23 protein-coding genes are annotated in these 25,596 nt (G+C 59.7%); 7 read left to right on the top strand and 16 right to left on the bottom strand.

What is annotated here, in order from left to right; translation table 11 throughout:
• The 3 genes from NSE01_RS18380 to NSE01_RS21805 are packed head-to-tail and all read left to right on the top strand — an operon-like array spanning position 1 to position 925.
• Complete coding sequence (locus NSE01_RS18380; protein WP_147161126.1) at positions 1–426, top strand: thermonuclease family protein; 426 nt, start codon at positions 1–3, stop codon at positions 424–426.
• Positions 417–728: a DUF5818 domain-containing protein gene (locus NSE01_RS18375; RefSeq protein ID WP_147161125.1), complete on the top strand. Its 312-nt coding sequence runs from the start codon at positions 417–419 to the stop codon at positions 726–728. The genes NSE01_RS18380 and NSE01_RS18375 overlap by 10 nt, the downstream gene beginning before the upstream one ends.
• A complete protein-coding gene (locus tag NSE01_RS21805) occupies positions 728–925 on the top strand; it encodes a DUF6961 family protein (protein ID WP_147161124.1) in 198 nt (65 codons plus the stop codon). Before NSE01_RS18375 ends, NSE01_RS21805 begins: the two co-directional genes overlap by 1 nt.
• A gap of 23 nt (positions 926–948) precedes the next feature.
• On the opposite strand, the gene NSE01_RS18365 is transcribed toward NSE01_RS21805, so the two are convergent.
• From NSE01_RS18365 to NSE01_RS18335, 7 genes are all read right to left on the bottom strand, one after another.
• On the bottom strand, positions 949–1,188 hold the full coding sequence (locus NSE01_RS18365) for a hypothetical protein (protein WP_147161123.1): 240 nt from the start codon (positions 1,186–1,188) through the stop codon (positions 949–951).
• 70 nt (positions 1,189–1,258) lie between these two features.
• Positions 1,259–4,186 carry a MobF family relaxase gene (gene mobF, locus NSE01_RS18360; RefSeq protein ID WP_147161122.1) on the bottom strand — a complete coding sequence of 976 codons (2,928 nt, stop codon included), beginning with the start codon at positions 4,184–4,186 and terminating at the stop codon, positions 1,259–1,261.
• Positions 4,187–4,223: 37 nt separating this feature from the next.
• Positions 4,224–6,620 carry a type IV secretion system DNA-binding domain-containing protein gene (locus NSE01_RS18355; protein WP_147161121.1) on the bottom strand — a complete coding sequence of 799 codons (2,397 nt, stop codon included), beginning with the start codon at positions 6,618–6,620 and terminating at the stop codon, positions 4,224–4,226.
• Positions 6,610–6,942 (bottom strand): YlcI/YnfO family protein, encoded by a 333-nt coding sequence (locus tag NSE01_RS18350; protein WP_147161120.1) that lies wholly within the window; start codon positions 6,940–6,942, stop codon positions 6,610–6,612. Before NSE01_RS18350 ends, NSE01_RS18355 begins: the two co-directional genes overlap by 11 nt.
• A gap of 649 nt (positions 6,943–7,591) precedes the next feature.
• The gene (gene hsdR, locus NSE01_RS18345; RefSeq protein WP_147161119.1) at positions 7,592–9,916 is read right to left on the bottom strand and encodes an EcoAI/FtnUII family type I restriction enzme subunit R; all 2,325 of its coding nucleotides are present in this window, start codon (positions 9,914–9,916) and stop codon (positions 7,592–7,594) included.
• Between the two features lie 4 nt (positions 9,917–9,920).
• On the bottom strand, positions 9,921–11,279 hold the full coding sequence (locus NSE01_RS18340) for a restriction endonuclease subunit S (protein ID WP_147161118.1): 1,359 nt from the start codon (positions 11,277–11,279) through the stop codon (positions 9,921–9,923).
• A complete protein-coding gene (locus NSE01_RS18335) occupies positions 11,276–12,727 on the bottom strand; it encodes a type I restriction-modification system subunit M (protein WP_147161117.1) in 1,452 nt (483 codons plus the stop codon). The genes NSE01_RS18340 and NSE01_RS18335 overlap by 4 nt, the downstream gene beginning before the upstream one ends.
• Before the next feature lie 690 nt (positions 12,728–13,417).
• Between NSE01_RS18335 and NSE01_RS18330 the strand changes: the two genes are divergently transcribed.
• Both NSE01_RS18330 and NSE01_RS18325 read left to right on the top strand, forming a co-directional pair.
• Positions 13,418–15,625 (top strand): ATP-dependent nuclease, encoded by a 2,208-nt coding sequence (locus NSE01_RS18330; RefSeq protein ID WP_147161116.1) that lies wholly within the window; start codon positions 13,418–13,420, stop codon positions 15,623–15,625.
• On the top strand, positions 15,607–17,505 hold the full coding sequence (locus NSE01_RS18325; RefSeq protein WP_147161115.1) for a UvrD-helicase domain-containing protein: 1,899 nt from the start codon (positions 15,607–15,609) through the stop codon (positions 17,503–17,505). Before NSE01_RS18330 ends, NSE01_RS18325 begins: the two co-directional genes overlap by 19 nt.
• A 487-nt stretch (positions 17,506–17,992) precedes the next feature.
• On the opposite strand, the gene NSE01_RS18320 is transcribed toward NSE01_RS18325, so the two are convergent.
• Entirely contained in the window at positions 17,993–19,255 is a 1,263-nt protein-coding gene (locus NSE01_RS18320; protein ID WP_147161114.1) for a tyrosine-type recombinase/integrase, read from the bottom strand.
• Positions 19,252–20,496 carry a tyrosine-type recombinase/integrase gene (locus tag NSE01_RS18315; protein ID WP_246135289.1) on the bottom strand — a complete coding sequence of 415 codons (1,245 nt, stop codon included), beginning with the start codon at positions 20,494–20,496 and terminating at the stop codon, positions 19,252–19,254. Before NSE01_RS18315 ends, NSE01_RS18320 begins: the two co-directional genes overlap by 4 nt.
• A 265-nt stretch (positions 20,497–20,761) precedes the next feature.
• On the opposite strand from NSE01_RS18315, the gene NSE01_RS18310 reads away from it, so the two are divergent.
• On the top strand, positions 20,762–20,956 hold the full coding sequence (locus NSE01_RS18310) for a hypothetical protein (RefSeq protein ID WP_147161113.1): 195 nt from the start codon (positions 20,762–20,764) through the stop codon (positions 20,954–20,956).
• Between the two features lie 102 nt (positions 20,957–21,058).
• Here the strand turns inward: NSE01_RS18310 and NSE01_RS18305 are convergent, their stop codons facing one another.
• Positions 21,059–21,295 (bottom strand): hypothetical protein, encoded by a 237-nt coding sequence (locus tag NSE01_RS18305; protein ID WP_062770814.1) that lies wholly within the window; start codon positions 21,293–21,295, stop codon positions 21,059–21,061.
• A 323-nt stretch (positions 21,296–21,618) separates the two neighbouring features.
• On the opposite strand from NSE01_RS18305, the gene NSE01_RS21800 reads away from it, so the two are divergent.
• Complete coding sequence (locus NSE01_RS21800) at positions 21,619–21,849, top strand: DUF6437 family protein (protein ID WP_246135288.1); 231 nt, start codon at positions 21,619–21,621, stop codon at positions 21,847–21,849.
• Positions 21,850–21,963: 114 nt separating this feature from the next.
• On the opposite strand, the gene NSE01_RS18295 is transcribed toward NSE01_RS21800, so the two are convergent.
• The 6 genes from NSE01_RS18295 to NSE01_RS18270 all read right to left on the bottom strand — a co-directional run.
• On the bottom strand, positions 21,964–22,353 hold the full coding sequence (locus NSE01_RS18295) for a single-stranded DNA-binding protein (RefSeq protein ID WP_147161111.1): 390 nt from the start codon (positions 22,351–22,353) through the stop codon (positions 21,964–21,966).
• A 302-nt stretch (positions 22,354–22,655) separates the two neighbouring features.
• Complete coding sequence (locus NSE01_RS18290) at positions 22,656–23,084, bottom strand: DUF6915 family protein (RefSeq protein WP_147161110.1); 429 nt, start codon at positions 23,082–23,084, stop codon at positions 22,656–22,658.
• Positions 23,085–23,094: 10 nt separating this feature from the next.
• Positions 23,095–23,556 carry a DUF6878 family protein gene (locus tag NSE01_RS18285; protein ID WP_147161109.1) on the bottom strand — a complete coding sequence of 154 codons (462 nt, stop codon included), beginning with the start codon at positions 23,554–23,556 and terminating at the stop codon, positions 23,095–23,097.
• Positions 23,557–23,673: 117 nt separating this feature from the next.
• Positions 23,674–24,627, bottom strand: coding sequence for a DUF2493 domain-containing protein (locus NSE01_RS18280; protein ID WP_147161108.1), 954 nt, complete (start codon positions 24,625–24,627; stop codon positions 23,674–23,676).
• A gap of 301 nt (positions 24,628–24,928) precedes the next feature.
• Complete coding sequence (locus tag NSE01_RS18275; RefSeq protein ID WP_147161107.1) at positions 24,929–25,351, bottom strand: hypothetical protein; 423 nt, start codon at positions 25,349–25,351, stop codon at positions 24,929–24,931.
• A gap of 11 nt (positions 25,352–25,362) precedes the next feature.
• Positions 25,363–25,596 (bottom strand): zincin-like metallopeptidase domain-containing protein (locus NSE01_RS18270; protein ID WP_246135287.1); only part of this gene is annotated, 234 nt, incomplete at its 5' end.

Raw genomic sequence — 25,596 nt, 5'->3', positions numbered from 1 at the left:
ATGCTTGCCCTCCTTGCCGCTTCGATCGTGGCTTCCGGCCAGACCTTTACCTGCACGCCAACCCATGTCTGGGATGGCGATGGCCCGGTCTGGTGTGCGGAAGGCCCTCACCTTCGGATCGCCGGTATCGCTGCCCGGGAAATGGACGGCACGTGCCGCACCAATCAGCCCTGCCCCGATGCCACGGCGATTGAGGCACGCGATGCCCTCGTGCAGCTGATGGGCGGCGCGCGCGGAACGATCTCGACCGGTCACGTGGTGGTAAGAGGTCCGCGACTGACATGCCGCTCCGAAGGGTCCGCAGGCGGAAACAGGACCGCTGCATGGTGCCGCCTGCCGTCAGGTGCCGATCTGTCATGCGCCATGATCAAGACCGGCAATGTTCTGCGCTGGGATCGCTACTGGAAAGGCCCGGCTTGCCGGTAAGCAGCACCACGCATCTGACCGGCATCGTCGAACGGGCGGCCAACGGACCGGTGCTGCGAACCGATGGTGGCGGGACCTGGGAACTCGACAACACCCGCCAGGTACGCAAATTCATCGGCTCTCGTGTCGAAGTGGTCGGGGAGCGTTCGGGGTTCAACGGGTTTGCCTGCGACCAGATATGGCCGGCGGGACATCGTCGTCCGACTGCATTCAAACTCCGCCTCGAATTCATTCTTGCCGCAGCCTTCGTCGCCTATGGTCTCTACGCGACGGTTGGCGCGGCCATCAGCGCGCTCGGCTGATGCTCAGCGACTGGGAGCTCTGGGCCTGCGCCAACCATGTCCTGCGAGCCCATGGGGACAAGGCACCCTTGCACGTCGCCGAACAGATTGGGGCTCTCGCACTTGCTGGCGACGAGGCAGGCATTCGGACATGGCAGGCTATCGCCGAGCGAATTGGCCAGCTGAGCTCCAACGCCCCGGACCGGCCACTCCAGTAACCCTCCTCGACAAGACTACCAGTTCATCCGATCGGCGACAGATCGCCCGGAAATAGGCACGGCTGCGTGCCTGGGCCGCCATTGCTTTCGCCTTCGATGGTGAAGCCGCGCATACGTTCGACCAGATGACGAGCAAGATCGACCCTGGCAATACGCTGGGCGCGTGGGTCATCGGCATTGAGACGAATAAGCGTGTGCTCCGGCGCAACGGCCAGCGCGACTTCGAGATGCGTAAGGAGGATGTCGTCGGAGATTCGGAGCATGGGCTAATGAGAACAAATAAAGAACTTCTCGTCAACCGGCCATGTGCGGACGCATGGGGACAGCAGGACGCTAGATGCCGATTTCGAAGGGCTTTGTGATCGACCGATCAAGCTCTGGCGGTTTACGTGTCTGCTCAGGAGCCACACGATCTTTGGCCTGCCCTTTGGATGCCGCATCGCGGAGGAGATCGACCGTTTCCAGCGCCGAGCGCTTCATGCCGGCATTGCGCTCGACCGCCGCCTCGAGCTTGCCAGCATTGTCGACATAGAGGGTGAGGCCATCGCGCAGCCGCGTGATTGTCACCAGGAATGTCTGCTGGTTGGCGAGATTGCGCTCGCGGCTATCCATCACCGCAATACCGCGATCCGATGTGAGCCCCTGAGCCATATGGGCATTGAGAGCATAGGCGAGATCGAGACGGCGGAGCATCGGGTCGCCCTGCTCCAGCCTGTGTTCTGCGCCCAAGGATGTCTTCACCACGACAGCCTCTTTGTCGACAGCGACGATCCGGGCCTGGTCGGCATTGAGCAGGCCCCGCTGGTGATCGGTCTCTGTCCACCGGATCTTGTCGCCGGTGTAAATGTCGAGGGCGCGGACTTCAAAAAGGCGCAGCGGATCCTGCTCACCTTGCGGCCTGATCTGGCCGGGACGAAACTCGAACTGGCGGCCACGCTCGTTCTCCAGCGTCACCCGCTCGCGAGCCACATCGGTTCCGACTACCCGGTATTTGCCTGCTGCAAGGCCTTGACTGCGCTGACGCCGCGCGACATCGACCACCATGCCGGGGGCATAGGTGCTGGCATATCGCAGCTCCTCACGAGTTACATTGACGCGCGAGAGGGTCTGGAGCCGCATTGATACTGGCCCAATCTCCCCGCTCGCTTTGAGGCCGGTCTGCACAGCCTCGTTCACGGCGCTGCGCAGGTTTCGGCCTGAAGCATAGATTGCAGTTGTCTCGCGCCCGGCTGACGAGAGCGACAACCAAGCGGCGGCGGCATCGACAGCAGCATCGTTCCCCACCTCGATCACCTGGGGAGCGAGGTGGCGCATGGCGTCTTGGATGCGCCCTTGTTGCGCTGCCTGTTGCGCTTCACGAAGGCCTTCGCTGCGTGCGCGAAGATTGGTGCTCATGACGGCCGTCTCAATGCCGGCCTGCTGCATCACATCGAAGGGCTTTCCGGCATCGACTGCGCCCAGCTGCTTGCTGTCCCCGATGCTCGCAAAGCGGCCGAGTTCGAGCAAGTTTGCCAGCCGGACCAACTTTTCCTTGTCGGCATTCCCAACCATGGAAGCTTCGTCGAGCAGCACGACCGTACCGCGCATTGCACCTCGCGCCTCGGCAAGGCGAGCTGTGTCCGCCCCTTCAAGGAGATCGCGGTGCTGGGCGAGGAACCGCGACACCGTGATCGAGGGAATACCCGTATCGCGCTCAAGCATCTGGACCAGCGTATTCTGCACTGCGAGCCCGAGCACGGCCTTGCCCTCCTCGCGCATGATATCGGCGACAGGTTTGAGGACCGTGCTCTTGCCTGCACCCGCGACGCCCTGGATCGCGACGATCCGGTTGTTCGAACCAAGCAGCAGACGTCCTGCCCCTTCCTGTCCCGCGTTCAAGGTCAGGCCGTATTTGATCTGGGATAGGGCCTGCAGACGGGTCCCTGCAAGTTCAGGAGAGACAATCGCCGGCGCGGCACCGCGCCCCTTTTCGACCCCAGCAATGATGCGCTGTTCGAGGCTGATTGCATCGCGTGTCGTCAGCAGTTCCCGGTCGGCGCCCCTGCCCCTCTCCAGATGCCCCTGGCGGAGCAGCTGGTCGACGCGGTGCTCGATGTCTGCAAGTGAAGTCGGGAGCGCAAAGCCAAGCGCTGCACGGTAGATGTCGGGCCGAGTGAAGGCGGCTTCCCGCTCGCCGAGATGCCGGACAGCCGAGGCGACCGCATGAATTGCGGCGACCTGCTCGACGCTGCGATTGGTCAGCCTGCTAGGTATCAGCGGGTCACCTTCGCGCAGGCCAAGGCGCTCGGCGAAGGAGGTTGCAAGGGCCTGAACATTGTGAACAAGCGCGCGCATCGTTGGCCTCAAGCCGGTCACATTGCCAAGATCCTGCGCACTGCGAGCATTGGCTTGGGCGATGACGGTGGCGGGATCAAAGCCCAACCTTGCGGACGTTTCCTGCCACTGCTGCGTCAGCGCATCGCGATCTTCGATCCGCCCCTTGTCGGCCCGGGTCATCAAGGTTGCAGCATCGAGCACGCCTGGCCCTGAGAAGTTCATCTGGGCGGCCGCTTCCAGGATTTCAGCTCGCCGGGAGCTGAAGGCATCGCGGACCGGCTTGGGCACCCCGACGGCCTCGAAATTGCCGTGCTTGCCGAACTCACCGACCTCGTAGCCGAGCTTTTCGACGCTCAGACGAAACCGCGCCATCGTCATGGCATTGAGGAGGGTATTGTGCTGCCAGAGCTTGTCGTTGCGCAATGCCCGCCATTTGCCATCGGCCCCTCTCGTCACATTGGCAATGACGGCATGGAAGTGAGCGTTGGGCTCCTGGTTGCGATTGGTGTCGTGCTGGAACAGCGCGATCGCAAGGTTGCCGGTCTGAACGGCTCGCTCCCTGCCGCGAACCTCCATCCGGGTCTCGGCGAGGTTCTTCTCGGCCCAGCGCAGGGTTTCCCGGACGGCCGCAGCGTAGACGTCGAGGATCCGTTTGTCGCCGCCCACCAGAGCGAGGACCGACCAGCTTTTCGGCATCGAAAAGGTGAGATCGGTCCCCGCCCGGTGCGCCCGGTTGTCACTGCCGACGCGGCTCCCGTCAGGCAACATCCCCTTGAGGATTGCCTCGAACTGCCGCGCGTCGACGGCCCCTTTGAGCCCGAGCGCCGCAGCGCCCTTGCCCAGCCATTCACCCGAGCGATCGGCATCAGCCCGCGTGTAGTAATTGTCGGCAGCGAAGTAGTTGGCCGCGCCGCCTGCTGTGCGGACATTGGCTACCGACAGCATGGGTCGGTCCCCGATACCGAGGAGCTCAGCGACATGCTCACATCTCCATGTCGCCAAGATCGGGACCAGTGATCGGCGGAGGCTCATGCTCCCGCAGACCATCCTCGAGCATCAGCTTGCGCGCGGCGGCATCGCTGGAGCCTCGGCTCTTCGGGGTGTCCGGCTTGTCCTCTTGCAGCGCCTTAGTGTCGGGCGCGCCGGGCCGGGCTGCACCCTTGGCAGAAGCTGGCTGATCCGGAATCGCTGCGGCTTCGCCCGTCGGGAGAAGTGGGCGGGCGGAAGGTCCAGTCTTTCGCGGCGGGGCATCGGTTCTGGTGTGGGATCGCTCCTTCTTGGCCTTGCCAGCCTTCTCTTGCCCGGAGTGAGCTGCCGGTTTCTGCTCCTTTGACGTCTTGCCGGGTGTGCGTTCAATTGCCCGTTCAAGGTCCTTGGATGGCACGTCAGGCTCCTGTTTCGGCGTGGCTCGCGCACCCTGATCCAGGGCCAGTTCTCCCTGCTTTGGGACGACCGGTTTGCCCGCTCCGTCATCGTTGGACGAGGGATGCTCGTTGCCTGTCGCCACTGCCGGCTGCTCTTCCTGCTCTGTCGACGAATGGGGCACGGTGCCCCTCGCCTTCGGGCTTTCCTTGACCCTGGCGATGAATGTCTCCGCTCGCTTGGGTCGGTCAACGGGCTTGAGTTTGACCGGTGCGGCGGGAAAGCCGTCGGGGAACTTGATGTACCCCGACAGGCGCGGCAGGTTCATCAGCTGGTCGGGCAGCAGGAGCGGCTCGATATGCTTGCGCGGGGTGAGGCTGACCGCATCACGGGCATTGTTGTAGCCGTAAGTGTAGCCCTCCTCCATGTCCCTGACCTGGCGATGGCCGATGAAGTCGGAGCACCAGGTGGCCGTTTCGCGGTCGGCGGTTCCGAGGATCAGTTTGGTCCGGGCGAGCGATGCCAGCGTCATCGCCATGTTCTCGCCGTAGACCTCCTTGAGCTTGGCATAAGCGTGAAGACCAAGAACAATCGCGCCGCCGAAATTGCGCGCCGTCTGCAAGCCTTTCTCGAGGGCCGGCAGTCGGTGCAACGCCCCCAGCTCATCGACGAAGAACCAGCACTTGAGATCGCGAGTACGGGGCATCGTCATCAGCGTATTCATTGCCGTGTCGAGCCAGAGCGTGAGCAACTGCGCGCAGACGCTCATGTCGACATAGCGGGCAGAAATGAACAGGATCGAGCCTTCGCTTCGAGCGCTATCGGCCCCGTCTTCGATCCATTGGCGAACCGAAAAACGAGGTCCGGCAGTGGGCAGCAGCTTGAGCGCCTTGGCGTTCACGTTGAAGACGGCCCGGATCGATTCCGCCATGCGTGCAGCTTCCGGCGCGGTCAGCGGATCGGCGATCGTTCCGCGCATCATGGCATGAACGCGCGAGAGGTCCGCGGTCATCAGCTCGCGCGCCAAGGCTTCGTTGGTCGCCCTGCCCTCGGCCACGAGTTTGAGGCAGAATTCGACGAACAGCGCGCGGGCAGCAATCACCCAGAACTGGGCTTCACCGCCTCCGTCGTGAGGCACGAGGGCGTCCGCGGCGGCCCAGAACTCGCCTTCGGAACGGCATTCATCGAACAGGTTCCACTGGGGGCAGCGCGCATCGAGCGGGTTCAGAATGATGTCGCAATGGGCGGCATGGAAGTGCTCGATAAAGGCGCCAGTCAGATCGAAGACAACGCAGCGCTGACCCTTGGCTCTTGCTTCCGCGATCATGTCGGAGATCGCCACGGTCTTGCCCATACCGGTCGTGCCAATGAGCATCGCGTGGCTCTGCTCGAGCCGCCAGGGATAAGCGACCGTGGCGATATGCGATGGCCTATAAGGAAAGACCCGGACAATTTCCCGCGGCAGGCTGAGCCGCCATTTCCAGCCCAGCGCGGAATCGAGCTCACGGGTGCGCTCGCGCCGGTTGTGGGTGGTCAGTTCGTCGACGAGCTCGGGAAGCGTGACCAGCATCGCGCCGCGCTCGTGTTTGCGCTCCTTGGACCGGCCTCCGAACCGCTCGGCGAACCAGTAGAAGACGGCAAAGGCGGGGACCAACAGGAACCCGGAACGCCACAAGGCACTGGTCAGCAAATCCGTCAGCTTCTCCCACGCATGGGCAACCGGCGGGTAGCGATCGAGCTGGGCAATCGGAAACTGGATGGTCGCGCCAAAGGCGGTTTCCAGAGTGATACGCTTGGCGGGATCGAACTCCATGAAGCCGTAGATGGCGGCATAGATCCGTATCCAGACCAGATAGACTTCGTGATCGGTGAGCCCTGCCGAAATGGTCCACCAGGAGGTCCATGAGATCACGAGAGCGGCAACGATCAGTGGGCCCTTGAGACCCGCCGCGAACATGAAGCTGAAGTGTCCGAGCAGCTGGCTGCCGCGCGTGAAATTGACGAGGTTACGCTTCATCGGAACCTCCCTCGCCGCTAGCGGCGGAAAGGCCGAGCTCCTTGCATTTGCGCATGTAAGCCTGGTGCGCTCGACCGCGCAAAGCGTGATCGGGGTGCCCCGCCAGCAGCGCATCCACACCGACCATGAGGAACACAGAGCGGCGGGAAATGCGTTCGATGGAAGCGTCGAGCCGCGAGGCAAGCTCGTCCTCGGTGCAGGCATTGGCGAGCAAGGCGCGAACCCACTCGCTCATGCTGATCCCCTTGGCCTTGGCAGCTTTGCGGATCAGCGAGCTGAGCTCGCTTGAGATGTAAACCTGGAGACAGATTGGCCGTGTCATGCACGGACTCCTTGTGGTCAGGAGCCCGGTTCACACTGCGAAAGGCGAGGTCGAAGCTAAGTCAGATTCAAGAACATGTCAAGAACATAGAGGGCTGCGGAATTCCGCCACTTCCGGCCTGGCCTTGGTCAAATCCACGTAACTGCCCTCGCCCCCGTCACTTTTGACGGAGAAGCTGCCATTTTGCAAAATTCGATCTATGCCTTTGTGATTTAACGCTTTTCCTTCGTACATTTGCTGCGACCCGTCGCGTAGGGTGTGTCTGGATTTGTCCCCGATTTTCGACCAGTTTCCGGCGTAAACTTCAGCATTAAATTCTGTGCTAAGCTACCGAGAACTGGGGGATTTTGTAGCCGCATTGGCGCCTGAAGGGAAGCACAGATCTGTTCCTTTGAGGGGCTCATTTTGGCCCCACGGAAGCAAATAGCCATTTTTAGTTGGCGATTTGTCGAGAGAAATTTGGCCGCTCTGCGGGGTGGAGTTTCGTTTGTCAAACCCTCTCCCAGAACGGCGCGAAGGTACAAGTCGGTGCGAAAATGTGAGGCGATCAGAGCATCGCTCCGGCTTCCAGAGCCCCCCGAGTGCGGGGTCCGGATTCCTTATTGAGGGCCCAGTTAACTCTCGTGATCGGGCAGCAAAATTTAGTGTCTCAACGATCCCTAAGCTCGAACAAATGCTTCTGAATATCGATGAACGCGCTTCGGATCTCCGGGATTGAGCCTAGCACCCGCTTGGCATCGTTGGTCCCGCCATACCGTATCTGGAGAAAATCGCTGATACGGTGCGGGGCGAGTTCGTCGATACCTTGCAGCTCGTAGGCCTGAAGGATGTAGTTCAGGAACTCCCGCATCTCGGCCTCGTAGCCGCCAAGCCCGGTCGCCTTGGCGCCCTCGACCCGCTGGGAGCGCGACAGCGGATCGAGCGTAAAGCGCACGTAGGCCAGCACGTCGAAGATGTCGCTCTTGGGAGCGTCGATAAGGCGGCGCATGTCGTCCATGCGGTCGCGGTCGTAGCCCATCTCTTCGAGCCGCTGGATGAAGGCCGTGCGCCAATCGGGATCGGTCCAGATCGCGCGGAGCTCATCTACGCTGGCGACCATGGTGCCGAGATCGCCGAACAGCTGTTCCATGAACTCCTTCGCCGTGATCTGCCGACCGTTGAACCAATAGGTCGTCTCGGCGACATACCGGATCTTGCGTTCCTTGCCATCGGCAAGCTTCACCACCACGCGCTCTACCGGCGGGGGCGGATCGCCTGGGTTATCATCAATGATCGGCGGCTCAGGCGGCATCGGCGGTCGCGGGCCGGTCGACCCTTCGACCGGCTCCTCCGGCTCACCATCCCACGCCGGATCCTTGAAGTGCTCATACGCCTTCACGAAGTCGTAGATCGTGAAGAAGTCCTTCCCGTCGAAGGTCCGGGTGCCCCGGCCGATGATCTGCTTGAACTCGATCATCGACTTCACCGGACGCAGCAGCACGATGTTGCGGACGTTGCGCGCGTCGACCCCAGTCGACAGTTTCTGCGACGTGGTAAGGATCGTCGGCAGCGTCTTCTCGTTGTCCTGGAACTCGCGCAGGTGCAGCTCGCCCAGCTTGCCATCGTCCGCCGTCACCCGCTCGCAGTAGTGCGGGTCGGGGTTGGTCTTCACCTGGTTGATGAAGTTGCGCACCCGGGCCGCGTGGTCCTGCGTTGCGCAGAAAACCAGCGTCTTCTGGCGCTGATCGATCTGATCCATGAACTCGCACACGCGGCTCATCTCGCGCTCGTCGATGATCAGCTTCGTGTTGAAATCGGCCTCGGTGTATTCCTTGTCGGGGTCGATCTCCCCGCTCACCACCTCGTCCTCGTCGCTGAAGGTGTAGGTGTCGATCGTGCTCGCCATCTGACGCACCTTGAACGGGGTGAGGAAGCCGTCGCCGATCCCCTCCTTCAGCGCATAGGTGTAAACCGGGTCGCCGAAATAGCGGTAGGTATCGGCGTTCACGTCCCGCTTGGGCGTGGCGGTGAGGCCCAGCTGCACGGCGGGCGCAAAGTATTCGAGGATCCCGCGCCACGTGCTCTCATCCCGTGCACCGCCGCGGTGGCATTCGTCGATCACGATGAAGTCGAAGAAGTCCGGCTGGTAGCCTTCGAAGGTCAGACCGCCCTCAATGCTCTTCCCGTCCGTCATGAAGGTCTGGAAGATCGTGAAGAACACGCTCGCATTGGTGGGCACCTTGCCCTGCTTGCGGATTTCCTCGGGGCTGATCCGGCACAGCGCATCGGGCGGGAACGCGCTGAAGGCGTTATAGGCCTGATCGGCGAGGATGTTGCGATCGGCGAGGAACAGGATGCGCGGGCGGCGGGTCGGCTCGCGGGTCAGGTTCCAGCGTGACTGGAACAGCTTCCACGCGATCTGGAACGCGATCGAGGTCTTGCCCGTGCCCGTGGCGAGCGTCAACAGAATGCGCTGCTGATCCTTGGCAATCACCTCGAGTACAGCGGTGATGGCGTTGTGCTGGTAATAGCGCGGCTGCCACTTGCCGCCGCCGGTCTCGAAGGGAACCGCGCCGAAGCGTTCGCGCCAGGCATTGCCGGTCGGAAAGCAGCGTTGCCACAGCTCGTCGGGCGTTGGGAAAGGCGGGGCGATGGCCCCTTCCTTGCCCGTGTGCATGTCGACTTCATACCACTCGGCCCCGTCGGAGGCGTAGGCGAAACGGGCTTTCAGCCGAGTCGAATAATCCTTGGCCTGACCGACGCCCGCGGCTGCCCCTTTGCCGTGGCGCTTGGCCTCCATCGTGGCGAGCTTGTGGCCGCGGTATTCGAAGACATAGTCGGCCGAGAGCGGAGCCCCACGCTGGCCGCCGGGCATGATGCGACCGGGGCAGATCGCCTCCCGCCGGATATGCGCGCCCTCGACCACGCCCCAGCCAGCCGCGCGCAGCGCGGGATCGATGCGGTTGGCGCGGGTATCGGCTTCGGTTTCCTGCATCGGCTCAGGTCAGCTCCCCGGCGAAAGCTCTCTGAAGGAGGGATTGGCGGAGGTCGGCAATGTCTTTCACTTTTTCTTGATAGAACGCGGTCAGCTTCTTAGCCTCGGCACATGCTCGGTCGAGACTCGTACAAATCTCATCCTGCACTTCGCGCGTCGGATGGCAAATATAGAAGCCTTTCACCTCCGGGAAATAGATAGTCTGGTGCACCGATCCGCTAGCGAAACGTCGTATTTCTTCGCCTTGTGCAAGTAGTAGATATTTGAGAAAATTTGGGCTTAGCGCAGCCCGGCAGATCCAATTTACGAAGTCTTGGCTTGTCGCCATATCGCGCCCCATGATTACGACATAGCCCACCGAAGCGGTCCTGGACAAACATACTGTCCCGGCAGGCAAAACGCGCGCACTAGATTTCTCGATGCCGAGTGGGTTTGTCTGTTCGCGCGTTTCATAAACGACGCCACCGTGATGGTCCCGAGCATCTTTGATGCCGATCCAGCCGATCTCGCCGCCCCAATACTCTGACCGCTTTCTGCTGGGAGTGTGACCGCTTTCTAAGCGCGCTAATGCCGTTAGTGGCGTCCAAGCCCAACCCTTCCTAGCCGCTACCTCAGGCTTCAGAACGCAAAGACCATAGTCGCCCTGAATCGGCCTTGTGGTTGCAGATCGCCCTCCTGTTTGTGTGGCGATCTTCGAACGCCCAGACGAACGCCCGACCAAACCAGTTTCGGGCTTTTCAGGCGGAAGCTGGGAAAGCCACCTTTCTGACGTGTTCGAGAAAGTGGCTCGGAGTATGCTTGGAAAGACTTCCTCCGCATCCGACAGATTGGCCTCGGCGAAGGCGCGGGCGCGGTCAAGGGCGGTGAAGGCCTGACCCAGCACCGCTACAATCCGCTTCTGCTCCTCCAGTGGGGGTACGGGAACCTTTAGCTGACCAAGCTTGGACGCGTTGAAGCCGCCTTGCGCACTTCCCGACGAGCCTTTCTCGATCGAATGCCAATAGGCTTCGGTTTGAAAGAATAACGAAAGAAACTCTGGTAGGAGTTTCTTCCCAGTCAGTCGCAACCTTATGAGATAAGATGCAGGCACAGCGTTCGGCGGTTCCTTGATCAAGAAGCTCTTACCGGTTGTCGCGCCTGTCCTTGCGAAAACGATATCGCCGTCCTCGAGCTGGTGCTTCTTCGCATCTGCTACATCGATCGCGCAGTAAGGAACGCTCTCCCAATCGACCGAGCCATCCTGAATGTCGGTGATCCGAAGAAACTTCGGTCCAATCGGTTGAGATGAGGCGCTCTCCGTGTAGCCGTATTTGATCGATGCCAGTTCACTCAATGCGACTTCGGGAAATGGGCTTGCGCTCACAGCATCCCCCGGATTTCTTCGAGGATCTGCCGCGTCTCCTCGTCGCGGGCGAGTATATCGGCAATGATCTGCTCGGTCGCACGCAGCGGCGCTTGCTCTGGTGCAGTGGGATTGCGGACCGACAGATCCCACGTCGCCTTGTCGAGATCATCGACGCTCACCGACCAGCTCTTGGCGCTGTCCGCCTTGTCCGGCTGAAGGGCGACGAACTCGGCGAGGTCGTCGTCGTTGAGTGCGTTGGTTTTGCCCATCGAGCGGCCCGGATCGAGCTGGTAATACCATACCTGCCGGGTAGGCGCGCCCTTCTCGAAGAACAGCACCACCGTCTTCACCCCCGCGCCCTGGAAGGTGCCACCGGGGCAATCGAGCACGGTGTGCAGGTTGCAGCTAGTCAGCAGTTCCTTGCGCAGTTCGACGCTGGCATTATCGGTGTTGCTGAGGAAGGTGTTCTTGATCACCACCGCCCCGCGCCCGCCCGCCTTCAGCTTGCGGATGAAGTGCTGCATGAAGAGGTAGGCGGTCTCCCCCGACTTGATCGGGAAGTTCTGCTGCACCTCCTTGCGCTCCCCCCCGCCGAACGGCGGGTTGGCCAGCACGATGTCGTGACGGTCGGCCTGCTGGATGTCCATCACGTTCTCGGTGAGCGTGTTGGTGTGGCGGATCTGCGGCGCCTCGATCCCGTGCAGGATCATGTTCATGACGCCCAGCACGTAGGCGAGCGACTTCTTCTCCTGCCCGTAGAAGGTTTTGCGCTGGAGAATGTCCCACTCGGCAGCGGACAGGTCCGGCCGGCGCAGGTATTCAAACGCTTCGCACAAGAACCCGGCGGAGCCAGCCGCACCGTCATAGATGGTCTCGCCGATCTTGGGATCGACCACCTTGATCATGGCGCGGATCAGCGGGCGCGGGGTGTAGTATTCGCCGCCGTTGCGCCCCGCATTGCCCATGCGCTTGATGCGGGTCTCGTAGAGGTCGGACAGCTCGTGCTTGGCCTTGCTGCTGCCGAAATCGAGCGTGTCGACGATGTCGATCACCTCGCGCAGGGAATAGCCGGAGCGGAAGCGGTTGATGATCTCGTTGAAGATCTCGCCGATCTTGTATTCGATCGTATCGGGATCGTCCGCGTCGGCGCTGAAGGTTTTCAGGTAGGGGAACAGGTCGCCGTTGACGAAGTCGATCAGGTCCTGCCCGGTCATGGCGATTTGATGATCGATCTCGCCATCATCCCGCTTGGGCGCGGCCCACACATCCCAGCGGTATTCGGGATCGAGGATCGGCTGGTATTCGCGGCCTTCAAGCTCGGCCTCGTCTTCCTGCGCTGCTTCGAAGTCGTCGAGGTATTTCAGGAACAGGAGCCAGCTGGTCTGCTCGGCGTAATCGAGCTCAGACGCGAGACCCTCGTCGTTGCGCATGGCCCGGTCGATGTTGTTGAAAGCGTTTTCGAACATGGGTGAGGCGTATCGGGATTTTCGACGCTCGCCAATCCGATTCCTCCGACGATCGGAGCACTTCGGTCAAATGAAAACTGGTTGAGGGAGTTAGCAGCTCCCACACGCGTTCGGTCATATGGGGCAGGCTAAGCTCATGTTGAAAGTCCGCTAGGCGCCCTGATCTCGGTTATCAAAGCTTCACCGATGACTGCCTGAAAGGGGTCATCGCATCGGCGGGATTGATTAGCCCGCTATATAGGACAGTCCGGAACGCTGGTTCTTGGGCGGAGCTTTCGGATAGCTTCCCTTCGATGCGGTTACCCACAGTGGCAGGTCTCAGGACGCGACAGCTATGCGCTCGCCCAATTCGATCATTTTCGGCATTTTCGCTTCCCCCCTTAGCTGCCACTCGAGGAAATCTTCTCGCATCTAGCACGACATTGCGGGCGTCGCAGAATCCAGTTCGATTCGTTGGTCATGTCCTCGATCACCTTGCCAAGATGACTGGCGAGCGGATGCTCCTTGCATCCAACGGTCGGCCATCATGGCACCGAACGGCAAGCACGGAAATTTTCGAGAATAGGTCCCTCCGCGCCCAATCTATGGGCCGCAACCGGTTCATTTTTGACGATGTTTTGCGCAGCCCACTTCACATTTTGAAGGTCGCAAATTAGGGTGACACGACTTCTGATTTAGCGGGGCGGCGGCGTGCGGATAGAAAAGCTTCGGATTTTGAACTTCCGGTCGTTGAACGACCTCGAAGTTGATCTTGAAAAATATCTCTCGGTTGTTGTCGGCAAAAACAACTCGGGAAAAACTTCGTTACTGCTTGCCTTGGAACGTTTCCTCGGCGGTGGCGTCACGCCCCGCTTCGAATTCGATGACTTCAATCTAGATTTCCAAATTTATTTGGCGAAAGTTCTGGTGGGAGAAGCCGAAGCGGCGGATCCTCCCCATATCTGCGGCATCTCTCTGCGCCTCTTCATCAACTACGAGCCGAACGATGATCTTGCCAACGTCGGAAACAAGGTCATCATGGATCTCGATCCTGCGAACCGGACTATCGTTCTCGACTTCCATTATCATCTCACCCAAGAAAATCTGGTTGCTATGCGGCGCGAGTTCGCTGTGCAGAAGGCTAGAAGGGGTGAGAAGGCCGTGACGGCTGCAAATTTCCTGCGCGCGGAGCATCACCGCTATTTCAATATTGCACGTCGCAGCGTTCAGTTCGATCACGTAAAAAACAGTGTCGTAGAGGAGAATTATGTCGATCTTATCAAAGAAAAGATCGCGGTCGATGACATAATTTCTTTCAAGCGGATCAATGCGCGCCGATCTGTGTCCAACCGGGATTCGGATCGAGGCCTTTCGGCGATGTCCGCCAAGATCTATAAAGCGATGTCGGCGGACTCCGGTGACGGCGACGTAATTGAGACTTATAAGGCTGCGCTCAGGGACACCGACGTGCAACTCGATGCAATCTACGCCGGCTTATTTAAGGACGTAATTGCGGATGTGAGGCAGTTCGGCGGTATCCGGGAGGGTGATACGCAGATTAGGATCACATCCACTCTTCGGCATAGGGACCTGCTCGAGGAGAATACGACCGTGATGTACGGGCATGGGGAAGATTTACCTGTACTGCCCGAAAGCTATAACGGGCTCGGCTACCTCAATTTAATCAGTATGATTTTCGAGATTAAAATTCTTCTTAATGAGTTCAAGCGGGTTACGGCCCCGCGCCCGGCAGATATCAACCTGTTGTTCATAGAGGAACCCGAAGCCCACACTCACCCGCAAATGCAAGCGGTGTTTATCAAGAACATTAAGGAACTTGTCGGCCTCACAATCGTCAATGCCGATGGTGTCAGCCGCCCCCTACAAACAATCGTATCTACGCATTCAGCCCACATTGTGGCCGAATGTGATTTCGACGATATCAAATATTTTCGAAAGCACGCCGCCAAGACCAGCTCTAGAAGCATCAAAGATCTTCGCGCGCTTTACGACTCTTCGGGTGAGCCCGGACACTATCGTTTTCTGAAGCAGTATCTTACCCTCCATCGCTCCCAGCTATTCTTCGCGGACAAAGCCATCCTAGTTGAGGGGGATACCGAGCGTATCCTTCTGCCGGCCATGATGCGCAAGATGGATCAGGCTGACGCCTGCGCGGCCTGGGCTTCTGGTAAGGCCCCGGCTCTCGCCCTGTTGTCGCAGAACATCTCGGTCATCGAAGTCGGTGCACATTCACATATTTACGAGATATTTCTCGATTTTATCGGTGTGAAGACACTGATTGTCACCGATATCGACTCTGGGAAGGAAGAGGTCGTCGAGAGGTCGGATAAAGAACCGCAAAAGGTTGTTTCTGCACATCCGATCGATGGCGCCACACATACCTCCAACTTTGCCCTTCGATTCTACCACGGCAAGGGGTCCGAAATCGCCTATTTTATCGGGCTCACACTCGCGCAGAAAACCGTACTGAAAGACGGTGCAACCGGGAAATGGGGTCCACATCCCGATGGCTGCGTGATGTGCGTTTTCCAGGTGGCTGAGGCGGACGAGGCAGGCACGAGTTATCACGCACGTAGCTTCGAGGACGCATTCTTCCACATCAACAGAGCGTTCATGCAGGCCGCAAGCAAAGTTGACGAAGACCGAGTCGGTTTTCCCAGTCTCGTCGACCGCCATTTGAGGAATTATCTTGATAAAAATGGTTCATCCTTCGAAATGGCGAAGAACGGTATTATCAAAAAACCAGCGCTCGCAATTGACATTCTTCTAAACAGCGAAACTGTCCAACAGGTGATCAAGAATCCTGAAGGGAAAGAGAAAACGTTCGACATTGAATTCCACAATTGGAAGACTCCTAAATACATCGAGGAAGGCCTAGCGTGGATCAAACAGGACTGAAATTGGAGTCGGCTGTCGAGTCAGTCCTTGCCCATATTGCGGAAAACCAGAACTTCCTGCTCAGTGGAGGCGCTGGTAGCGGAAAGACTTATTCGCTGGTTCAGGTGATCGGCGAGCTGCTGCGAACAGACCCGAGCGCATTTATCGCATGTATTACCTATACGAATGCAGCTGTGCACGAAATTGAATCGCGCGTGTCAAATGCGCGGCTATTCGTGAGTACGATCCACGATTTTCTTTGGGGAACAATTCGTCCCTACCAAACGGAGCTTAAGGTTACGCTGATCAAGCTGCTGAGCGGGGATGATCCAATGATAAGGCCTGGCAGTACGTTGGTGTCGGCCGATATGTTCGCTCACAAAGATATCCAGTACAAAGAGTACATGCTACTCAGCGAAGGCATCATTTCCCACGACGAAATTATAAAGTTGGCAGCTGCGATGTTTGAAAATTATCCAAAGCTGCGCGACATTCTTCGTGATCGCTTCAGATATATTCTTGTGGATGAGTATCAGGACACCGCGCCACAGGTCGTCATGATACTCCTCGACTATCTCACGCAAAGCACACGCAAGGGAGTCTGCGGCTTTTTCGGCGATGCTATGCAGTCGATCTATGAAGATGGGGTCGGCGACATACAATCCTATGTCGCGACTGGTGCGGTCGCGGAGGTCAAGAAGGAGCAGAACCGACGCAATCCTCGACTAGTTTTTGAACTCGCGAACAAGCTTCGAGCCGATGGAATCGTCCAGCACGCTTCGAAGGATCTCACCGCGCCCAACATGCGCGGGGGAAGCGTTAGGGACGGACATATTTGCTTCTACTATACCATGGGTGGCGACAGTCGGCTTCAGGATGTCAAAAATCATCTCGGCTGGGATTTCTCGGATGTTTTGGAAACGAAAGAGCTTAATCTTACGCACAACCTGATCGCACCTCAGGCCGGATTTGGCGACCTAATGGCCATCTACGACCGAGATGGAGTGCTAAGCTTCCGCGATCGAATCGTCGCCTTCATTAAGAAGTCTGACGATCTGAATAACTATGATGGCCTAACATTCGGAGAGACGGTTGCGTTGCTACAGAAAGGCAAGTCGGGGCCTGCCCTAAATGCTGTTTCGCCAACGGCCGGCATGAGAAGTTTTATCGAAGAGCGACCAGATCTCATGATGAATGCCGAAGCGCGAAACTTCCGTGAATTTCGGCGCATGTATGTCGACAAGGAGCAACTGGTCGATGACAAAAAACAGAGCGAGGATGAGATCGCGCGCAAGGGTTCGAACCGCTGCGATTTTATTAGACATGTCTTTAAGATACAAAAGGTAGTTCACCTTTACCAGCAGCGTCGATACAACGAGTTTCTTCGCCACACTGAATACAGGCTCGCTCGTTCAGATGACAAAGCGCGATTGAAGGAGCGCATCGAGGCAATCTGTGCGATGGGCGATGCACCTGCATCGGAGGTCATACGTTTTGCCCATGAAACCGGATTGTGCGTCAATGATGATCGCTACAGAAATTTCACCGAAACAAAGGGTTATCTTTACGATCGTGTAAAGGACGTTCCATTTCGTTCATTCAAAAATCTTTATGATTATCTCGAAGGACGAACCACCTTCTCGACACAGCACAAGATAAAGGGTCGAGAGTTCGACCGGATTCTTGTTGTGATGGATTCAGGGGGCTGGAACAACTATAATTTTAACTATCTTTTTGAAGGCAATGGCAATCCGAGCGTTTTCGCTCGCACGCAGAAGCTCTTCTACGTCTGTTGCACACGGGCCAAGGAGGAACTTGCCGTATATTTTCATAATCCATCGCCCAAGGCCCTCAGTCAGGCTGAGGCATGGTTTGGCGCCGATAATTGCGTACCAATGTGAAATGATCTCTTGATCAACCGGTGCTGGTTCCAGTGCAGCCCTGCCGCGCGGCGAGTCTCGAAGCTTGATCGTAATCGAATATATATATTGAGAAGCTTATGGCTGTATCGCCGGGGGGCGCATGCTCAAAGGAGCCGGTTTCGACGGCCAAGCAAGGCGTCGTGAAAGGCGGCTATGTTTGCGGCAGCTACCCGACGAGCGGCATACCAGAACGTCAATTATCTGCCGGACACATCCCGAATTCTGCCATTCTGTAAGCGGCCCGAGCTTCGTCACTCTGCGGTGCCGGTCAGGCTGCATCGGACGTCCGCTTGTGTCCAGACCTGCCGTACAATACGTCCCGTCGGAACCAAAAAAGCCCAGCACAACACGGTGAGCCGGCTGGTGGCTTCCAGCCGAGCGCCTTGGGCCCTTGTCAACAAGATAGAAGCGCAAAGCGACCACAACCTTGGATCGGCTCACGAAGCCTACGCCATCACCTCTTCGATTAATTCGCTGGTAGCATAGGCAATGCCGAATGGATGATGCCACAATCATTTAACTCTGCGTGACCGTTTGCTGAGCAGCATTCGCCCATAGCCTCGCCAATGAGCTCACCGATCCGCTCGGCGGCATCGAGCAGCGGCGCGTCATCAAGATGGGCATACCGCGCGGCCGATTGCAGCTTGGCATGGCCTAGCAGCTTGCCGATCATGGGCAGGGTTTCCGATCGGACGGCAGCATGGCTGGCAAAGCTATGGCGGAGATCGTGCAACCTGACACCGGGCAGTCCGGCCTCGGCTTTGACCTGCGTCCAGAAACCTTCGATGTCGCGCACAGGCCGTTTTGTGAGGTTGCTCCAAAACACGTGGTCAGCGGGGCCGCGCCTCTCCAGTGACGAGAGCAATATGCGCGCTTCTTCGCCCAGCCAGACCGTGCGAGGACCGGTCTTGCTGTCGTGAAGCAGGAGCCTGCTCCCCTTCACTTCCCCCCACCTTAAATCGGTGATCTCCGAGCGGCGGCAACCAGTCAGAAGCAGCATGTAGATAATGATCGCCCGCAATGGGTCGGTTTGTCGTCTTGCGTCGAGCACCTTGCCAAGACGAGCTATTTCCTGATCAGATAGGAATCGCTCACACTTCCGGCGCTTGTTGGGCCTGACAAAGGCGCACGGGTTGCTGCCTTCCGGCCGATAGGCCCATCGCTCTGCGCAGTTGAACATAGATCGCAGGATGTCGAAGCAGCGGTTGCCCGCGCCAGGCCCGCCAGTATTCGAGACGCGGTTGAACCACGCCAGCACATCGGCCTGATCGATCTCGTCGATGAATTTACCGGGAAAGGCGTTGCCGAGATACAGGCGACAATAGTTGGTTTGCGTGTCGAGCGTACGCGCCTTCCACTTCGGCGAGGCGCGCTTCCAGTAGAGGTCAAGAAAGTCGGCGAAGCTGGGCGCCCCGCGTATGCGCATGCGCTCACTTGCCGGGTCGTCGCCAATCTGCGCGCGAAGCAACACGCGCCGCGCAACCTTGAGAGCCTCATGCTTGCTCAAGACGTTCGTGCTTCCCAGCGTGACGGTCCGGGTGGCGCCGCTCATCAGTGCCTGCACGATGTAGACGCTTCGCCCGGTGCTGTAGAAGCGGATGCCAAAGCCCGGGAGACGCTCCGACCACTCGGTCCGGCGAGGACGCCCCCTGATGGCGGAGCCCTGCTCGAACTCGCGGACCGTTGCCAGCTCCTCGGCAACGATCCGTGCCAATGCGAGCCGACTCATGCTGCCAGCCCCAGACAACGCGCCAGCGATCCGGACACCCGGCGCGCCGCATCCGAGATCGCTTCGTCGGCAAGGTGCGCATAGCGTTCGGTGGTCTCGGCCAAGGCGTGCCCCAAAAGCTTGCCGATCACGACCAGCGAAATACCCTCGGCAATAGCGATCGAGGCAAAGCTGTGCCGCAGGTCATGCAGGCGAACATCCGGCAGTGCGGCATGCTTCCTGATTGCGGCCCAAGCAGGGTTGAGATTGATACCCGCACCAGGTTTGCGCTGGGCCGGGAAGACCAGCCCAGTCTCCCTGCGATCGGGAATGGCGTCGATCACGGCGAGTGCTTGCTTATTGAGATAGATGATCTTCGGCCCGGTCTTGCTGTCGGGCAACATGAGGCGAGGCGGCTGTATCCACTCCCAGCGCAAGGTCTCGATCTCGCCGCGCCTAGCACCGGTGTAGATGATGAGCCTGATCGCCTGCACGGCGAGCGGGAATAGCTCCTCGTGCGCCCTCAGCCTGTTGCCCAGCCGCTCGAACTCTCTGGCGCTAAGGAAACGCTCCACCGCCCTGCGCTTGTATCGCGGTGTCCCCTTGCAGGGGTTGGATCCACGCGGACGCAGGCCAAGCTGTTCCGCATAACCCATCATCGCCGACATTACCGGGATGCTGCGGTTGAAGGCCCCTCCCCGCTCCGCGCAACTATCCCGCCAGCGGAGAATATCTGCGCGCCGTATCGCATCCACTCGTAAACTCCCGAACGTGGTAACGAGCTCTCCGAAGATCACGCCGTGACTCCTCGCTCTTGTTGATGGTTTCCAGTGGCGCGAATAGTCATTCCAGAACTGTGGAGCATAGTCCCTGAAACGAATTACACCGGACGACTTTCGCGCTGACACCGATGCTGCGGGCAGCCCGTCTAGAGCAGCCTTCGCAAGCTCCGTACGCGCCGCGGCACGGGCCTGCTCGGCATTCATGTTGCCAGGACGGCCCAGTGTGATCCGCTTCTGCTTCCCACGCTGGCGCAACTGCACGAACCAGCATTTCCTCCCGCTGCGATAGGAGCGAAGGCCGAAGCCACGCAGCTCCGTGTCCCACCAGAAGAACTCGCGGTCCTTCACGACCCGCCGAGCGACATTGCCGTTCAGGTGCACATGGGCGCTGTTGAGTACGCCGGATTTCGCTTCAAGATTCGTCCTGAAAGCGGGTTCCAACTCCGCCTCGTGCGGAACCGAATAGCCATTTCTTGACACTGATTTTGCCCCTCGTTATATGGAGCAAATCCACTGACTTTCAGATGCTTACATCGCACTCTTGCGGAAATTCCGCGTAGGGTGTGCTCCTAAGTCCCCAGCTGCGAGGACAGGAACCAGCTATTGAGCCTGTAACGGATGATGCGGTTTGTGACCCCGAGAATCGACGGCGCTTAACAGGTTGCCGCCCCTCGGATCCTGATAGGCACAGACGGTATCGATGCCTATGCTGCAGGCACTAATGATGGCAGCAAGGAAGCGCGGCATGGGCCAGGTCACGTTGAGTGCGACACCGAAGGGCAACGGTTTCCAGGCGACGGTCACCTACCCGAACGGTGTGTCGATCAGTTCTTCCGAGGCTTTCCCGACGCAGGCAGAGGCAATCGAGGCCGCGGCGTTGAAGGTCCTGGGCATGCCGGAGCGGCTCGCCGATCTCGACCGTACCGATACCCCCGACTGACGCTGGCGACCCGCCTTCCCGTACCGGCTGAGGGATGCCGAAACGGTCTACGAGCAAAAAGAAAGGAGGAAGCCCTGACGGACTTCCTCCCAAACCGGCGGGTCAGAATTCATCGCTGAGACGGCCCGGCACAGTGTCGATGACACGGTCCAGCATGGCCTTGGGCAAGGCGCCGTAATCTCCTTCGTCGACCGCGATGTATCCTGCCTCGTTATCGGTCAGGACGTACTGCGTGTAGTAGCTGTGATAGGACCGGGCATGGGCCTGATCGAGAGCTGCAACGAAGGCTGCCTGATCTGCTTGGCAACCTGCAGCGGCAATGTTCAGTGAAGCGTACATGTTCTTCCCTCCTGATGTTCGATGCGTCGCATCAGGAGCTGCGAAGGATGTGGGTGACGGGCTGGGTCAGGGACCGCGATAGCGGCCGCAAAGCGGCGATGGGGGCAACGATTTTTGCCGGGCTTGCCCGGTAAAAATGGTGGGGCCCCGTCGTCCTTGACGCAGCCCCAAAGCCCGCATCAGACTTGGTCTTTCTGCGAGAGAGACCTCTCCAACGTCAGCGAAGAAGTGCAACGTCTGCCCCACAAACCATTTTCCTACATGACCTCGCAGTGCCAAGATCGAGAGCGGAGGGGACCAACGGCCAGCAAGAAGGAAGCACTATGGCCAGGTCCAAACCTACTGCACGCGATGCGCTGAGGAAGCTGCGTGAACAGCGTGCCCAACTCGAAAACGAGGAGGCGCGTCTCCGCGAGGAGGCAGCAATCGAACTCGGCAGGATGCTGATCGAGTGCGGCGCCGAGACGATCGAACCAGCCCAGCTGCGTCAAATCGTCCGAGGAGCATTGACACTCGGGATCGAGGAAACGCTGAAGCGGATAGCTCCCGCGTAGCCCAACCCGGCGGCGGCAAGGGGTTCGATCCCCCGCGCCGCCGCATCGCCGGCGTGGACAAGAAAAGGCCCCGATGGCGTCTGCCACCGGGGCCTTGTCGCAGGGTGAGGACATTCAGTCCTCGTCGATATCGGGAGCACCTTCGTTGCTGCCGGAGCGGCCCTTGGTGAGGAAGTCGACCTTGTCGGCGATGATCTCGCAGCCGTAGCGCTTGGCGCCGCTCTGATCTTCCCACTGGGTGTAGTGGATGCGCCCTTCGACCGTCACGAGCTGACCCTTGGTGCAATACTTGGCGACGTTCTGGCCCAGGCCGTTGAAGCAAGTGATCCGGTGGAATTCGCTCTCCTTGGCGGTGTAGCCGTTTTCGTCCTTGTAGGTCTTGCCATCCTTGCGCGCGGGACGGTCGGTCACGACCGAGATCGAGGTGATGCTGGTTCCACCCTGGGTGGTGCGGGTCTCGGGGTCGCGAGCGATGCGGCCAACGAGGATAACGAGATTGGTCATGGGCTTTCTCCTGATCGAGCATTCCGGGTCCATCCCGGCTGCAAAACCCGAGCAGAAGCGCCCCATGGCGAAGCGCACCGAAGGGGAACCCGGAACTGGTTCGGGTGGTGCGGGCAGCCGGGCACAGCCCGGCAACTCGGCCGGACCTGATCCGGGTTGCGCGTCTCGACGGGGGGTGATTCAGGGACAGGTTTGCATCGAAGCCGGGTGGAGCTGGATGCCTTGAACAGGTTTGCCCTGCCTCGTTTCCCTCCGGTCTTGGCCGGATCATCCCTGCTGACCTTCCACCGGAGAACCACTTCTTAGATCATCGTACTGACCGCTCCTCCAACAGGTGGCTCATTCTTGGACGCATCTGCTTCGCCAGGGAGAGGCATGTCGATAGTCACCCCTTCAGCGCCGTCCAGAGGGTTGCCTCGAAGCATCCAGGCCTGCGGCGTGATCAAGCGCGCCCAATCAGCAAAGGAAGGGATCGAGCCCAGGTCTTCACGTACGTGCTGTTCGCCGACCAGACGTACCGGAACGACCCGGCTATCGGCATTGACGAGGGTCTCGCCGAAGAGTGTTTCGAGCATGAATATCCCCTCGGCATGGTGCCGCAGCGCGCGGTGACGGGGGTCTGCGAGAATAGCCTTCGACTGGTCGAACCACTGGTGCAGAGGGAGATAGTCATCGACCGTGCCGCCCCACTTTCGGACCGACGAGAGGGCGTGGTAGTAACAATGTGCCATGCCAGTTCTCCTAGAGCTCGGTCGAGTGATCATCGGTCGCGGTGAAGCGCAGACTGCAGTCGAGCACGAAGGTCGCCTCGGCCACATCGATCACCAGTTCACCGCATGCACCGTCATTGATCTCCCAGCCCGGATGGTGGCATTCGAGCGCCAGGTAGGTCAGCTGCTCGAGTGCCTGCCCTAGTGATTGCAGCTCTTCGGAACCGGTAAGATCAACGCTGTCTGCTTCGCCTTCCATGAGGGAGACTTCCGGGCACGGGATCGCCGCGCCGGCTGCATCGAGGCATGCACATTCTTCAACGGCACCGCTATCGCCGCAGCCGTCAAAGCGGATCTCGACGCGTGCGATGTCAGCCTCCAGCAACCGCGGAAGAATGGCTGATTTAAGCTGCTGGATTTCTTCGGCCACTTGCATCTGCCGCTCCGCCTGCCGGACGGCAAAGTCGGCCATCAGGGCCTCGATATCGATCATGGAATACCTCCTGGTGAATGACGCCAACGGCCATTCGCTGGCTCCAAACGACAGGCGCTCGCCTTTCCTCTGATGGATGACGCCAGCGCCGATTGGGCGCTGGCGCGAGGCATGACCTTAGTCAGTCCCTGCCGAACTGCTCTTTGGATTGGTGCCAAGGGGCCCGCGGCGATCGACAACGGTGATCCGCCGAGCCTTGGCCTCGATCACCAAACGTTCGAGTACGCCATTGCCCGGAAAGGCGATGACGTAGCGCGGATCGAGGGAGAGCATCCGCTCGTTGCGCTTGAAGCCGGCACGGGCGCCCAGACGCATGTCGAGCGAAAACGTGACCTGCGGGATGCCGCGACGTTCAGCCCAGCTAGATGCCAGGCGGTCGACTCCCTTGGTGTCGCCGCCATGGATGAGCACCATGTCGGGCACACGGTCACGAACCTTGTCGAGCGTTGCCCAGACATTGTTGCCGAAGGTCAGCGCATCGTCTTCGGTCGCATGACGGGTGCGCCCGCCAGCGAAGACGACCGGGGTTCCTTCGGGCACCGCCGCACGACGCTTGGCCTCGGCACGGGCACGCAGGAAGTCGCGCCCTTCGACGAGCGCCGAGGTGAGCATGACGCTGTGATTGAAACGCGAACTGGAGACCGGCTTCCAAGAGGAACCGAACTCGTTGAGGTAAAGAGCTGCTGCAACCTCGCGCATCTCCTCGAGCGCCAGCATCGCACTTTCGGCGCACTGCGCCCGCTCGACCTGCGTCTCGAGTTCATGTGTGTGGACCTCGGATCCATCGGCCGTAGAAATCAGCGCGCGGACCTCGTCGGTCGCCCGGTCGACGGCAGTTGATTTACGTTCGGCCGAGCGGTGAAAGATGTTGACGAAAGCCCAGCCAAGATCCTCGGCGTCGGCTTCGAGAGCTGTCCCGGACACCATGGCGAAAAGATCGGACCAGACCGCTTCGAGAGTTTGGACGACCGCCTCCCGGACCGGGAAATCGCTTGTCGATACGGGAGCGGGTCCGATCGAGAAACCGGCAAGATCGAGCCCGGCGAGTTGGTCGGCAAATGACGTGTGCATGGGATATCCTCCTGACTGACGTGACACGGGCGCATCCGTTCATGGCTGCGCCAGCGAGAGCCCGTCAGGGCCAGCATTCAGGCAGGATTGCGCACCCGTCAGGGGAAACCCGGCTTGGCGGGCTGGCGCGGGCAGGCCTTGAGCCTGAAGGGCGAAGGCCAACACGGGCCCGCCAAGCCGGGTTGCGCAAGGCTGGCGGCTGGCCCAGGGCCTCTCTCGCATGGCGACAGACCATGTGCGGCCGGCAAAGCTCAGTCAGGGATGGCAACCCAAAGCTTTGGGCGTGACCAACTCGCGGAGCTCAAGCTGCGCGCTTGGTGTAGACCCCCTCGCCGTTCGACATGTGCCCGAGGCAATCATAGTCGCCGAATGTGGCATCGAAACGGGATGCGATCTGGGACAGCCAGCGCTGTGCGCGGGGTGAACGGGCCGTGCGCCAATCGGCGTCCCAATAGGCCCCGTCATCGCGTTCTACGATCCAGACGGCCACCAGCAGGCCATAGACCGATACGCCGAAATCGGCGTAGGCATTGCGCATGAGGGTCCGGTCCTCCCGACCTCGCCAGGCGTCATGCGGGATCAGGGACGGAAAGGCTCTGGATGCCCGTTCGCGTAGATCGTCGCGCAGCCATTCGTACTCAAATTCCCAGTCGTCCTCGCTTTCGACCTCGAGCACCGTGAAGGCGACTATAGCGCCGCTGGGATAGCTGACGGATCGGCCCATGACATCCTCCCTCAGGCCGCAAGCGCAGCGTCGTCTGACACGTCGTCAAACTGCTCAGGAGTGACTCTCCCGCCGAGCTTCAGCAGCAGGCTCGCAGCTTCTTCGGCCTTGGCCGCAGCGGTAAGGATGGCGCGGTCGTCGTGCTTCAGAAGCTTGAGCCAGTGCTCGATATAGCTCGCGTGGCTGTCGAGATGCGTGACCGGCAGCCCCAGCTCGGCGCCCAGCATGGCGCTGGAGAGTTCGGC

It is taken from the genome of Novosphingobium sediminis, from assembly GCF_007991615.1.
Taxonomy (GTDB): domain Bacteria; phylum Pseudomonadota; class Alphaproteobacteria; order Sphingomonadales; family Sphingomonadaceae; genus Novosphingobium; species Novosphingobium sediminis.
This window is presented reverse-complemented; position numbering and strand designations above follow the sequence as displayed.

What these genes read in the sequence shown, in the direction of transcription:
- hsdR (WP_147161119.1), bottom strand. Translation starts at nt 9,916, where the DNA reads ATGCAGGAAACCGAAGCCGATACCCGCGCCAACCGCATCGATCCCGCG.
- NSE01_RS21800 (WP_246135288.1), top strand. Translation starts at nt 21,619, where the DNA reads ATGGCCAGGTCCAAACCTACTGCACGCGATGCGCTGAGGAAGCTGCGT.
- NSE01_RS18310 (WP_147161113.1), top strand. Translation starts at nt 20,762, where the DNA reads ATGGGCCAGGTCACGTTGAGTGCGACACCGAAGGGCAACGGTTTCCAG.
- NSE01_RS21805 (WP_147161124.1), top strand. Translation starts at nt 728, where the DNA reads ATGCTCAGCGACTGGGAGCTCTGGGCCTGCGCCAACCATGTCCTGCGA.
- NSE01_RS18275 (WP_147161107.1), bottom strand. Translation starts at nt 25,351, where the DNA reads ATGGGCCGATCCGTCAGCTATCCCAGCGGCGCTATAGTCGCCTTCACG.
- NSE01_RS18380 (WP_147161126.1), top strand. Translation starts at nt 1, where the DNA reads ATGCTTGCCCTCCTTGCCGCTTCGATCGTGGCTTCCGGCCAGACCTTT.
- NSE01_RS18295 (WP_147161111.1), bottom strand. Translation starts at nt 22,353, where the DNA reads ATGACCAATCTCGTTATCCTCGTTGGCCGCATCGCTCGCGACCCCGAG.
- NSE01_RS18280 (WP_147161108.1), bottom strand. Translation starts at nt 24,627, where the DNA reads ATGCACACGTCATTTGCCGACCAACTCGCCGGGCTCGATCTTGCCGGT.
- NSE01_RS18290 (WP_147161110.1), bottom strand. Translation starts at nt 23,084, where the DNA reads ATGGCACATTGTTACTACCACGCCCTCTCGTCGGTCCGAAAGTGGGGC.
- NSE01_RS18365 (WP_147161123.1), bottom strand. Translation starts at nt 1,188, where the DNA reads ATGCTCCGAATCTCCGACGACATCCTCCTTACGCATCTCGAAGTCGCG.
- NSE01_RS18320 (WP_147161114.1), bottom strand. Translation starts at nt 19,255, where the DNA reads ATGAGTCGGCTCGCATTGGCACGGATCGTTGCCGAGGAGCTGGCAACG.
- NSE01_RS18285 (WP_147161109.1), bottom strand. Translation starts at nt 23,556, where the DNA reads ATGATCGATATCGAGGCCCTGATGGCCGACTTTGCCGTCCGGCAGGCG.
- NSE01_RS18355 (WP_147161121.1), bottom strand. Translation starts at nt 6,620, where the DNA reads ATGAAGCGTAACCTCGTCAATTTCACGCGCGGCAGCCAGCTGCTCGGA.
- mobF (WP_147161122.1), bottom strand. Translation starts at nt 4,186, where the DNA reads ATGCTGTCGGTAGCCAATGTCCGCACAGCAGGCGGCGCGGCCAACTAC.
- NSE01_RS18350 (WP_147161120.1), bottom strand. Translation starts at nt 6,942, where the DNA reads ATGACACGGCCAATCTGTCTCCAGGTTTACATCTCAAGCGAGCTCAGC.
- NSE01_RS18335 (WP_147161117.1), bottom strand. Translation starts at nt 12,727, where the DNA reads ATGTTCGAAAACGCTTTCAACAACATCGACCGGGCCATGCGCAACGAC.
- NSE01_RS18305 (WP_062770814.1), bottom strand. Translation starts at nt 21,295, where the DNA reads ATGTACGCTTCACTGAACATTGCCGCTGCAGGTTGCCAAGCAGATCAG.